The organism is Nostoc cycadae WK-1, assembly GCF_002897135.1.
Classification (GTDB): Bacteria; Cyanobacteriota; Cyanobacteriia; order Cyanobacteriales; family Nostocaceae; genus Nostoc_B.
This window is the reverse complement of sequence record NZ_DF978422.1, coordinates 140,765-153,347: the sequence shown is the minus strand read 5'-3', so window position 1 is coordinate 153,347 and position 12,583 is coordinate 140,765. Positions and strand designations below refer to the sequence as shown.

The 12,583-nt window shown below is 43.9% G+C and carries 7 protein-coding genes; 4 read left to right on the top strand and 3 right to left on the bottom strand.

The window, feature by feature from the left end:
- Positions 1 to 35 precede the first annotated feature (35 nt).
- Entirely contained in the window at positions 36 to 3,704 is a 3,669-nt protein-coding gene (locus NCWK1_RS02770; RefSeq protein ID WP_103123637.1) for a hydantoinase B/oxoprolinase family protein, read from the top strand.
- 40 nt (positions 3,705 to 3,744) lie between these two features.
- On the opposite strand, the gene NCWK1_RS02765 is transcribed toward NCWK1_RS02770, so the two are convergent.
- Together NCWK1_RS02765 and NCWK1_RS02760 are read right to left on the bottom strand one after the other, a co-directional pair.
- Positions 3,745 to 3,987: a hypothetical protein gene (locus tag NCWK1_RS02765; RefSeq protein WP_096585278.1), complete on the bottom strand. Its 243-nt coding sequence runs from the start codon at positions 3,985 to 3,987 to the stop codon at positions 3,745 to 3,747.
- Positions 3,988 to 4,321: 334 nt separating this feature from the next.
- Positions 4,322 to 5,098: an ABC transporter permease gene (locus NCWK1_RS02760; RefSeq protein ID WP_096580381.1), complete on the bottom strand. Its 777-nt coding sequence runs from the start codon at positions 5,096 to 5,098 to the stop codon at positions 4,322 to 4,324.
- Positions 5,099 to 5,513: 415 nt separating this feature from the next.
- Between NCWK1_RS02760 and NCWK1_RS02755 the strand changes: the two genes are divergently transcribed.
- The gene (locus tag NCWK1_RS02755) at positions 5,514 to 6,662 is read left to right on the top strand and encodes a DegT/DnrJ/EryC1/StrS family aminotransferase (RefSeq protein ID WP_096580383.1); all 1,149 of its coding nucleotides are present in this window, start codon (positions 5,514 to 5,516) and stop codon (positions 6,660 to 6,662) included.
- Between the two features lie 219 nt (positions 6,663 to 6,881).
- On the opposite strand, the gene NCWK1_RS02750 is transcribed toward NCWK1_RS02755, so the two are convergent.
- Complete coding sequence (locus NCWK1_RS02750; protein ID WP_103123636.1) at positions 6,882 to 7,628, bottom strand: DUF561 domain-containing protein; 747 nt, start codon at positions 7,626 to 7,628, stop codon at positions 6,882 to 6,884.
- Between the two features lie 287 nt (positions 7,629 to 7,915).
- On the opposite strand from NCWK1_RS02750, the gene NCWK1_RS02745 reads away from it, so the two are divergent.
- On the top strand, positions 7,916 to 9,316 hold the full coding sequence (locus NCWK1_RS02745; RefSeq protein ID WP_103123635.1) for an efflux RND transporter periplasmic adaptor subunit: 1,401 nt from the start codon (positions 7,916 to 7,918) through the stop codon (positions 9,314 to 9,316).
- 67 nt (positions 9,317 to 9,383) lie between these two features.
- On the top strand, positions 9,384 to 12,572 hold the full coding sequence (locus NCWK1_RS02740) for an efflux RND transporter permease subunit (protein WP_103123634.1): 3,189 nt from the start codon (positions 9,384 to 9,386) through the stop codon (positions 12,570 to 12,572).
- The last annotated feature ends 11 nt before the right edge of the window (positions 12,573 to 12,583 follow it).

Sequence of the window (12,583 nt, the reverse complement as noted above, 5' to 3'; positions counted from 1 at the left end):
TTGGCAGTAGCAAAATCGGCATAGAGGAATTTACTATGACTGGGGCATCACCATCTTTGGCAAGTTGGGAATTTTGGATTGATAGAGGCGGGACGTTCACCGATATTGTGGCGAAGCGTCCTGATGGGGATTTGGTAATTCACAAGCTGCTGTCAGAAAATCCTGAACGCTACACCGATGCAGCAGTGCAAGGAATTCGGGAACTGTTGGGAATTGCGGCTGATGCGCCAATTCCAGGCGATCGCATTGCGGCGGTGAAAATGGGAACAACTGTGGCGACAAATGCTTTATTAGAGAGAAAAGGCGATCGCACTGTTTTAGTAATTACTCAAGGATTTCGGGATGCTTTACATATCGGTTATCAAAACCGTCCCGATATCTTCGCCCTTGAGATAATTTTGCCAGAAATGCTGTACGAAAAAGTAATTGAAGTCGATGAACGTTACAGCGCCCAAGGTGAGGAATTAATACCTTTAAATATCGATGCAGTTCGTCCGCAATTACAAGCAGCATACAATGATGGGATTCGTTGCTGTGCGATTGTTTTTATGCACGGCTACCGCTACACCGCCCATGAACAACAAGTCGCCACTTTAGCCAAAAGTATTGGCTTTACTCAAGTTTCCATATCTCACAAAGTCAGCCCTTTAATGAAATTAGTTAGTCGGGGTGATACGACGGTTGTTGACGCTTATTTATCACCGATTTTGCGGCGATATGTTGATCAAGTCTCGCATCAACTCAATAACGAACAAACCACAAAACTAATGTTCATGCAATCCAACGGCGGACTAGCGAATGCAGAGAACTTTCAAGGTAAAGACAGCATTTTATCTGGGCCGGCTGGTGGGATAGTTGGAGCAGTCCAGACAAGCGTTATGGCTGGATTTGACAAGATTATCAGCTTTGATATGGGCGGTACATCAACTGATGTGGCGCATTACAATGGCGAGTATGAACGCACCTTTGAAACAGAAGTCGCCGGAGTGCGTCTGCGAACACCGATGATGGCAATTCACACAGTTGCGGCTGGTGGTGGTTCGATTGTGCAGTTTGATGGTTCTCGCTATCGGGTGGGGCCGGAATCTGCGGGAGCAAATCCAGGCCCAGCGGCTTATTCCAAGGGCGGAAGGTTGACGGTAACTGACTGCAACGTGATGGTGGGTAAGTTGCAACCAGAATTTTTCCCTAAGATATTCGGGGTGAATGGGGATTTACCCTTGGATGTAGAGGTTGTGCAGCATAAGTTTCGGCAATTAACGAGGGAAATTGGGGATGGGAGAACACCGGAAGAAGTCGCTACGGGTTTTTTGGCGATCGCAGTTGATAAGATGGCAAACGCTATCAAAAAAATCTCTCTCCAGCGTGGTTATGATGTGTCAGAGTATACTTTATGCTGTTTTGGTGGTGCTGGTGGGCAACACGCTTGTTTAATTGCTGATGCTTTGGGGATGAAGCAGGTATTTATCCATCCATTCGCGGGGGTGTTGTCTGCTTATGGTATGGGTTTAGCAGATGTCAGGGGAATTCGGGAAAAGTCGGTGGAAGCGGTTTTGGATGAGGGTTTATTGGCGGAGTTGGAGTCAGAGTTTGTAGCTTTGGTGGGAGAAACGAACCGCCAAGACGCAGAGAGCACCAAGACAGAGGTTTATCGCAAAGTGCATCTTAGATATGAGGGAACGGATGCGCCTTTGATTGTGGATTTTGCTGATGTGGCGATGATGCAGCGGCAGTTTGAGGAGTTACATCGTCAGCGTTATGGGTTTATTGCTGCTGAAAAGCAGTTGATTGTGGAAGCTGTGGCGGTTGAGGTGGTTGCGAAACATGATGCGCCGGAAGAAGCTGTAATTGCACGTAAAAATGGGAAGGAACCCGTAGCAGTAGCTACTGTAAAGATGTATACGGTTGGTACATGGCAAACGACACCAGTGTACCAACGCCAAGATTTACAACCAGGAGATTGTATCGCAGGCCCAGCCATTATTGTAGAGACGACGGGTACAAATGTCATTGAACCCCATTGGCAAGCGGAATTAACTACACGCAATCATCTTGTGTTGTCTGTGGTTGGTGTTGCAGACAACAAAGGACAACGGACAAATGACCTAGACGCGTTAGCAGCTTCCCGCAGGGTAGGACAAAAACCAGATCCCGTTATGCTGGAGATTTTTAATAATTTGTTTCGGGCGATCGCAGAACAAATGGGTATAACCTTACAAAATACCAGTTCTTCTGTAAACATCAAAGAAAGGCTAGATTTCTCCTGTGCAATTTTTGATGGCTTTGGTCAATTGGTAGCGAATGCGCCTCACATTCCTGTGCATTTGGGTTCGATGAGTGAAAGTGTACAAGCTTTAATTACTAATTATGGTGACACCATCAAACCCGGTGATGTCTTTGTCTCTAATAACCCCTATAACGGCGGTACTCACTTACCAGATATTACTGTTATCACTCCAGTCTTCCCCGATTTAACACTCAGTACTCCCGACTCTCCACTATTCTACGTCGCCTCACGGGGACACCATGCAGATATCGGCGGTATTACTCCCGGTTCAATGCCACCCAATAGTACAAATGTCGTAGAAGAAGGCATATTAATCGATAATTTTCAGTTAGTTGCAGCAGGTCAATTCCACGAAGCAGAATTAGTAAATTTGCTTACAAGTAAACCTTACCCTGCACGTAATGTTACCCAAAACTTAGCAGATTTACAAGCACAAATTGCTGCTAATGAACGCGGTGTGCAAGAATTGCTAAAAATGGTAGAACACTATGGGTTAGAAACTGTACAAGCTTACATGATTTTTGTGCAAGACAATGCCGAAGAATCTGTACGGCGTGTCATCGAAGTTTTGCAAGATGGCAGTTTTAGTTATGCTTTAGATAATGGTAGTATGATTCAAGTTGCAATTACCATTAACCGAGAAAAACGCAGCGCTAAAATTGATTTTACAGGCACTTCCAATCAGCAGATAAATAATAATTTTAATGCTCCAGCAGCAGTTTGCAAAGCCGCAGTTCTATACGTTTTCCGTACATTAGTTAATGATGATATTCCTTTAAATGCTGGTTGTCTGAAACCTTTAGAAATTAACATTCCTGAAGGTTGTATGTTAAATCCTCGTTACCCAGCGGCTGTGGTGGCGGGAAACGTGGAAACTTCCCAAGCAATTACCGATGCTTTATATGGCGCGTTGGGGGTTTTAGCGGCTTCTCAAGGCACAATGAATAATTTTACCTTTGGGAATGAACGCTATCAATATTATGAAACAATCTGTGGTGGTTCTGGTGCAGGTGCAAATTTTGCTGGTACAGATGCAGTGCAAACCCACATGACTAATTCGCGTCTGACAGATCCAGAAGTATTAGAATGGCGTTTTCCAATTGTGTTAGAAAATTTTGCTATTCGTAAAAATAGTGGTGGTAAAGGCCATCATTATGGCGGAAATGGTGTCATTCGCCGCTTGCGTTTTTTGGAACCGATGACCGCAGCAATTCTATCAAATCATCGTGTAGTTGCACCTTTTGGTTTATCTGGTGGTGAAGCTGGAAAATTAGGAAAAAATTATGTGGAAAGGTGTGATGGAACAGTTGAGGATTTAGGTAGTAAAGCTGTGGTGGAAATGAATATTGGTGATGTATTTGTAATTGAGACACCCGGCGGTGGTGGTTATGGTTTTGCTGATAATATTAATTATTAATGAATGAGAGGACGATTCAGGCGATCGCCTCTCCTAAAATTTAAATGGCTACTTTCTGACGGGGACAATCAAACACCACGACAAAATTAGCTTCCGGCATAAGTTGACGTAAACTTTGTACATGACCATCTGCATCAGAACGGCTGCGAAATCTCGCAACTGTTACCCTTTGCATATCTGGAAATAACCGCGCAACAATCCAAGAATTTAGCCGTTCTTTGTAAGCAAATACCTGAGTCTGCGTTTCTGAGGAGAAATCTTTGTCATCGCTGTTGTGTGGCATGATTAATCTATCCATAAGCAGTCTAATGAAGAGCGTTAGCTAGTTTCTTGGCGGGGATACTGCGGGATTTATATCAATGCACTGAAGCAGAACTGATGCAAGCAGTCCAAAAATTGATTTCGGATCAAGATACTTAGCTTTGCTTGAATATTGTCTGAATAACTGAGTTGCTTTTTGATCAGCAAGCGATCGCATACTCTCACACTAGAGATAAATCAGTCCTCTCCCCTGCGAGAGAAGACAAAAAATAAAGACTTATTCTCGAAAAAAGAATTTTCAGCCTGATGCTGGGATTTTGCAAGTCAACCTATCAAAGTACTTTTGTTGTCCACAATTATCTAATTAACTGCGCCGCTGAGTTAAAAAACTGACGACACAACCCCCTTGTAACTAAAATTGTCGTCAGTAAGTTTGCCACAGCAACCATAAACACAATTAAAATTTCATAAGAGACAGCATCTAAAGGGTTCACACCGCCTAACAACTGTCCAGCGGTAATACTGGGAAGGGTAGCCATACCAATGAGCATCATTTGATTGATGGTAGGAAGGAATGCGGCGCGAATGGCTTCTCGGCGGTACTGACTGACAGCTTGTTGGGGCGTTGCGCCTAAACTTAAGTGAGTTTCAATTTCCCCAGCGGAATTATTGACTGTACTAACCAGACGTTCACCGGCGATCGCTGCTGCATTCATTGCGTTACCAATAATCATCCCAGCAAAGGGAATCATATACTTTGCTTCGTACCATCTATCTGGTTGGAGAATCAAGAAGTTGGTGTAAAAGAGCGTGAAGGCGGTACTTACTAAAATTGCTCCCCAAACCACAGGTAATACTAAGGGAATTTTCTGGCTGATTCGGTTGCGGGCGACAATCGCTCCCATTGTCAGCATAATTGCTACAATTCCCAAAACCGCCCAAGCATTATTTACGGCAAAGATGAAATCGAAAACGTACCCCAATACCAGCAGCTGTAAGATGGTTCTGCCAGTTGCAATTGCCAAATTTAACTCTAATCCTAATTTTTCCCAGGCGGATAAACCAATGGCGATCGCCATTAACCCCACAGCCAAGGCTAAATCAGCTAAATCTAGTTTGATTAAATCCGGCACAGTTTTTTCACCTCCTGGAATTGTCTGATCACAACAGCTTACATACTTGAGAGTTGAATTTCAATTATTCAAGTACAGAGAGAGTATCCACCTCAGATCTGTTATATGAATCAGGTTATGTCTGCTAAACAGAATAATTCTCTATCATCTTTGCGTGAGGTTTTGATCAATTTCATAAAATGACTCCCTATAAGTCATGTATATTGACACTTTTTGAGAGTGGCCTAATTACAAATTACAAATTACAAATTACGAATTAGTATGATATTTTTGCCCATACAATAATTTCAGTAACCACCCTTTTTGATGCGTATCCGGGGAGACAGTCTATTAGCCAACTGTTTGATGAAAATTCAAGCAGCTAAAGTCTACTGTCGAAGTGCATCCTTTGTATCTTCAAATAACATAAAAACTCATGTTCCAAAGCGTAAATTCTGTTCCTGCCTTTGATATCAAGCAGCAATACGTCACTATCGAAGCAGAAGTGAGTGCAGCAGTGCTAGAAGTTTTGTCTTCCGGGCGTTATATTGGTGGCCCCATAATTGAAAGCTTTGAGCAACAATTTGCTGACTATCATGGTGTTACTAATTGTATAGCTTGTAACTCTGGAACTGATGCACTCTACTTAGCGCTACGAGCTTTAGAAATTGGTGCAGGCGATGAGGTGATTACAACACCGTTTACCTTTATTGCGACGGCTGAGGTGATCAGCTCTGTAGGAGCCAAGCCTGTATTTGTGGATATAGATATTAATACATTTAACTTAGATTTGCGGCAAATAGCTGGGGCGATTACACCCAAAACCAAGGCGATTATTCCGGTGCATTTATTCGGACAGCCTGTGGATATGACAGAGTTAATGGCGATCGCCAATACTCACAATTTAGCCATAATTGAAGATTGCGCTCAATCTACAGGTGCAGTTTGGGATAATCAAAAAGTTGGCAGCATAGGGCATATTGGTTGCTTTAGTTTTTACCCTACCAAGAATCTCGGCGGTTGTGGCGATGGTGGGGCAATTACAACTAATGATCCAGAGTTAGCAGCGAAGATGCGGGTAATTAAGGAGCATGGGCAACGAAATCGCTATTACTACGAGGAAGTTGGCGTAAATAGCCGCTTAGATGCCATTCAAGCCGCAATTTTGCAAATTAAGCTGCGTTATCTTGATAATTGGAATCAAAAGAGACAAGCGATCGCATCTTACTACCAACAGTTCCTCAGCCAACTTCCGGGAATTGTTGTCCCTGAAGAACTTCCTGGCGGCGAGAGTGTCTGGAATCAATTCACAATTCGTGTAGTTAGTGAATCACGCAATGGTGCTAGTGCTTCGCGGCGCGATTGGGTAAAAAATCAATTGCAAGAACGGGGTATAAATTCAATGGTTTACTACCCTTATCCACTGCATTTACAGCCAGTTTATCAACATTTGGGTTATCAATCAGGGCAATTGCCAGTAGCCGAGCAAACCTGTCATGAGGTTTTATCTTTGCCAATGTTCCCTGAACTTACAACCCAGCAGCAAGACCAGGTGATTTATGCGCTAAAGGATTGTTTGGTTTAAGGGGAGTGGGGAATCGGGAGTTGGGGAAGTAATGTACTAGTCATCAATACTTTTCAAATATAAAGTTGGGTCATCCCAGATTAAGATCCCCCACCTGCGGCGACCCCCTTTTTAAGGGGGTAAACGAAAAAATAGCCCCCCTTTTTAAGGGGGGTTGGGGGGATCAACAAAAACTCATAACGGTAAACTGAGAATTATTGATTTACTACTCCCTACTCCTTAGACAACTGCGCGGTTGTTGGCAGTTGCTAATGCTTCTACTAAACCACGTACAGCAGCAATCATAGCGATTTCGCTGTTGAGTTGGTTGATAGCAGAACCAACACCAACACCAGCAGCACCAGCAGCAATAGCTAATGGTGCTGTAACGTTAGAAATACCGGAAGCGCATAATACTGGTACAGATACAGCGCGAGAAATTTCGTAAGCTGCTGCCAAGGTGGGAGCAGCTTTTTCAATTAATCCCAAAGTGCCAGAGTGAGCAGGTTGGCTGCTGGTTCCGCCTTCGGTTTGGATGATGTCAGCACCAGCTTTAACGAGTTCTTCTGCTAGTTGTACTTGCTGATCTAGTTCCAGAATGTGAGGAACTGTCACAGATAAGGTGATTTCTGGTAAAAGTGCGCGGGTTTGCTGAGTCAAGGCTAAAACTTCCTCAGCTTCAAATCTGCGTCCTTGCGCGTAGAAAGAATCAAAATTACCAATTTCAATCAAGTCTGCGCCAGCTGCCACAGCTTGCACAAATTTTTCTGGTTCAACTGCTGATACACACACTGGTAAATTAATCAAGCTTTTCGCCATTGCGACTATTGCCGGATCAGCAGCGATATCAACAAAGGTCGCACCACCAATTTCAGCAGCTTTAATAATAGCAGCCACGCGATCGCGGTCAAAGTTATGCAAACCACTAATAACTTTCAGAACGCTGCGGTTGGTAAATGCACGTTGCAGTGCAGAATTTATGGTCATAGTTCGTTTTTTGGAGCTACGAAGGTAGGAATATTTTTACACTACTGAGCGTTTGCGGCTAGGGGGTAGTCAGCGGTTCAAGACAGAATTTTTGATGTTGAGTAAGGGTGCAGGGGAGAAAAAATCTATCTATATTCACTTTCCAAATGTCTGGAAAATTTCAATACTTACCACTAGGCTATTACTTAGGATAAATTGTTAGCATTCTAATCTTTAGATAAACTAACATAGAGCTTAACTAATAAACTAAACATTTTTGCGGAAAACACCAGCCACTCTGTGTGAATATGAGCCGTTTAGCTTCTGTTTTGATTACAAATCCTGTGTTGGAAATTTTACCCAATAGTTTTAGCGATCGCAACTGGCTGCCCACAAGGCAGTTATGGTTACTAATATTAAGTTTGGCTTATTTGTGTTCGGCTTGTGGTCGAGCTTCCGAAGCTCAATCAACAGGGAAAGATGCCGGTAAAAAACGACCTGTTCCTGTCATGGTGGCCACTGCTACTCAAAAAACAATCCCAATTTTCATCAAGGCTACAGGTACAGTAGAAGCATATTCAACCGTTTCTGTCAAGTCACAGATTGGGGGACAGTTAACAGGGGTGTATTTCCGCCAAGGACAGAACGTCAAAAAGGGGGATTTGCTGTTTCAGATCGATTCCCGTCCCCAGCAAGCAGCACTGATGCAAGCAATAGCAGCGAAAGCCAAAGATCAGGCGTTAGTCAAGCAGTCCGAGGCTAATGTTAACAAAGCGATCGCTCAAGTTAACCAAGCCAAAGCCACAGTCTTAAAAGATGTAGCCCAGGCGAATAATGCCAATGTCCAGGCACAACGCTATGCGGGGTTACTGCAACAAGGTGCGATTAGTAAAGAGCAGTCTGAACAATACCAAACAAGTGCCATTGCTCAAACAGCAACAGTCAAAGCAGACCAAGATGCAGTAGCTAACGCCCAAGCAGCAGTAGAAGCCGCTAAGGCAGATGTAAAAAATGTCCAAGCAGCAGTAGTCGCAGACGAAGCCGCAATTGATAATGCTAAAGTCCAGCTTTCTTATAGTTATATTTATTCGCCAATTACTGGGCGCACGGGTAGTCTCAAGCTAAATCAAGGTAATTTAGTGACTGCTAATTCCACAGATCCCTTAATTACCATCAGCCAGATTCGCCCGATTTATGTTAACTTCTCGATTCCCCAGCGAATGTTGCCAGACTTGAAAAAGTACACCAGCAACCACAAATTAGAAGTTGATGTCATCCCCCCCAAAGATTCAGGGAATCCTGTACATGGTTATCTCACCTTTGTTGACAGTGGTGTAAATACTCAAACTGGCACAATTCAACTCAAAGGCACATTTAGTAATAACGACGAGCGATTGTTACCAGGGCAATTTGTCAATGTCGTTCTGAAATTATCTGAGATACCCAATGCTGTGACTGTACCAACCAAAGCCATTCAAGCTGGACAGCAACAGCAATTTGTGTATGTTGTTAAACCCGATAACACAGTAGAAATGCGCCCTGTAGTTGTGGGAGATGCAGTCAATAATGAAACTGCGATCGCTCAAGGCATCAAACCAGGTGAACAAGTAGTCATCGACGGCCAATTCAACCTTGTACCTGGGGCAGGAGTGCAAGTTAAGCAGGGATTAGGAGGAGGCAGAAGGCAGGAGGCAGCAGGCAGAAGGTAAAAATTACTCTTACTGACATTCTTACTTTCTATCCAGATGCTCTTGGCTATAAAAAATAGGAAAATCTATGAATATTTCCGAGTTATTTATTCGTCGCCCAATCATGACGACTTTGGTAATGGTTGGCGTTTTGATTTTCGGGCTGATGAGTTACCGAATGTTACCTGTGAGTGACTTGCCGAATGTGGATTTTCCCACAATTCAGGTGAGTGCTAACTTGCCTGGGGCGAATCCAGAGACAATGGCGGCATCGGTGGCGACACCACTAGAAGCGCAATTTTCTAGTATTGCTGGATTGAGTTCGATGAACTCTACTAGTTCTTTGGGTAGTAGTCAGGTAACACTGCAATTTGATTTGAGTCGAGATATTGACGGGGCTGCCCAAGATGTGCAGGCTGCGATCGCCAAAGCCACGCGGCAATTACCTGCGGATATGCCCAGTCCCCCCTCCTATCGCAAGGTGAATCCGGCAGATCAGCCCATTCTCTACATATCGCTGAATTCTGCTGTGCTGCCACTGTCCACAGTAGACAAGTATGCAGAGACGCAACTAGCACAACGTTTATCAATGGTGAATGGGGTAGCACAGGTGCAAGTCTACGGTTCGCAAAAGTACGCCGTCAGAGTTTTGCTTGACCCTGAATCTCTCAGTGCCAAAGGTATAGGAGTTGATGAAGTTGCCGATGCCATTAGTAAAGGTAATGCCAACATACCTACGGGGACACTTTACGGTCAAGAACAAAATTATACAATCCAAGCCAACGGACAACTTAATGATGCGGCTGCCTATCGTTCCTTAATTGTCAGCTATCAAGGCGGTGCGCCAGTCCAACTCGGAGAAATTGCCCAAGTCTTAGATAGTGTAGAAAATGACAAAGTTGCGAGTTGGTATTTTACCAAGACAGAAAAGCGGAACAAAACATCTAATTCTGGTGTAAGGGCAATTGTTTTAGCAATTCAAAAGCAACCAGGAACTAATACTGTCGAAGTCGTGGAAGCGATTAAAAAACTGCTGCCGAAATTCCGCGAACAAATCCCCGCAGCCGTGAATATGGAAATTCTCTACGATCGCTCCCAAGCCATCCGCGAGTCGGTTGATGATGTACAGTTTACGCTGTTACTGACTATTGGTTTGGTTGTGTTAGTAATTTTCCTATTTCTTCGCAACCTACGAGCAACGATTATTCCCAGTTTGGCCGTACCGCTATCTTTAGTTGCCACCTTTGGCGTAATGTTACTGCTGGGCTTCTCCCTCGATAACCTTTCACTCATGGCGTTGACTCTTTCCGTCGGTTTCGTGGTGGATGATGCCGTAGTCATGCTAGAAAATATCGTCCGTCACATGGAGATGGGTGAAAATCGTTTAGAAGCTGCGTTGAATGGCTCACGGGAAATTGGCTTTACAATTTTGTCCATGACTATTTCTTTAGTCGCCGTGTTTATTCCGGTACTGTTTATGGGCGGAATTTTGGGGCGATTGTTCCGCGAGTTTGCTGTGACTATCAGCGTGGCGATTTTGGTATCGGGAATAATTTCTCTGAGTTTAACCCCAATGCTGTGTTCTCGCTTCTTGCTTCCACCTCATCATCAGCAAGAAGATGAAGGAGAACCAGTGAGAAAAGGTTTAAAAGGTAAAATCCAACGATTTAACCGGGGACTTTATAATACTTCCGAAAAATTTTTCGATGTCATCTTGGGTGGCTATGAGTGGAGTTTAAAGCGATCGCTCAAATATCATCGCACGACAATGTTTATCTCTGGGGCAATTGTTGTCGCCACAGTTTATTTATTTATGATTGTGCCGAAAGGCTTTATTCCGACTGCGGATGTGGGACAAATCACCGCCTCTACCCAAGCCGCCGAGGATATCTCCTTTGATGAAATGGTAAAACATCAACAGGCAGTAGCGGCGATCGCAGATCGTGACCCAAATATCAGGGCGATTAACTCCAGCGTCGGTGCTGGGGGGGCAAATTCTTCTAGTAATACTGGGCGCTTATTTATCAGTCTCCAACCCCGCGAAGAACGTAAACTAAGTGCCGATGAAATTGTCCAAGAACTGCGCCCCAAGCTGTCACGCATCCCTGGAATGAAGGTTTTCTTACAAAACCCACCAGCAATTAATATTGGTGGACAACAAAGCAAAGCCCAATATCAATTCAGCTTACAAAGTCCCAATATTCAAGAGTTATATCAATATGCGCCAACTTTAGAAGAAAAACTCCGGGGACTACCAGATTTACAAGATGTCAACAGTGATTTGCAAATCAAAAACCCCCAAGTCCAAGTTGATATCAACCGTGATCAAGCTGCATCAATGGGGCTAACTGCCGAACAAATCGAAACAGCCCTGAGTAATGCCTACGGTACACGACAAGTTTCCACAATCTACGCTTCAGATAGCCAATATCAAGTAATTATGGGAGTCGAACCCAAATATCAGGGAGACCCCAGTGCTTTAGAATTGCTGTCAATTCATTCCCCGACTGGACAGCTAGTGCCATTAAATGCTGTCGCCAGCATCTCGAAAGGTGTGGGGCCTTTGACTATCAACCACTCAGGACAGTTAGCTTCTGTAACTATTTCTTTTAACCTCAAACCCGGTGTATCTCTTGGTAGCGTCACTGAGAAAATTGAACAAATCGCCCGTCAAACATTACCTGCGAGTATTACTACAGGTTTCCAAGGTTCCGCACAAGCGTTTCAGTCTTCCTTGCAAGGGTTGGGATTATTGCTATTGGTGGCGGTTTTAGTAATTTATATTGTGTTGGGAATTCTCTATGAGAACTTTATTCACCCTTTGACAATTCTTTCGAGTTTGCCTTCCGCTGGATTTGGGGCGTTGTTAACCTTGTTGTTATTCCAAGTTGATTTGAATATCTATGCCTTTGTCGGCATTATCTTGCTAATTGGGATTGTGAAGAAAAACGGCATTATGATGGTTGACTTTGCCATAGAAGCCAGGCAAAGTGGTAAAACTCCTTACGATGCCATCTATGAGGCTTGTGTTGTCAGATTTCGCCCCATTATGATGACCACAATGGCCGCTTTGATGGGAACTTTACCCATCGCCCTGGGGTTGGGTGCAGGCGGAGATACACGCCGTCCCCTTGGTTTAGCCGTGGTTGGGGGATTGCTGTTTTCCCAATTTTTAACGCTGTATTTAACGCCTGTGTTTTATACATATATGGAATCTTGGCAAAGCTTTATGAAAAAACGCCAGTGGCGCAAACAACCAGATTCTCATGCAGTGTAAAACTATAGCAG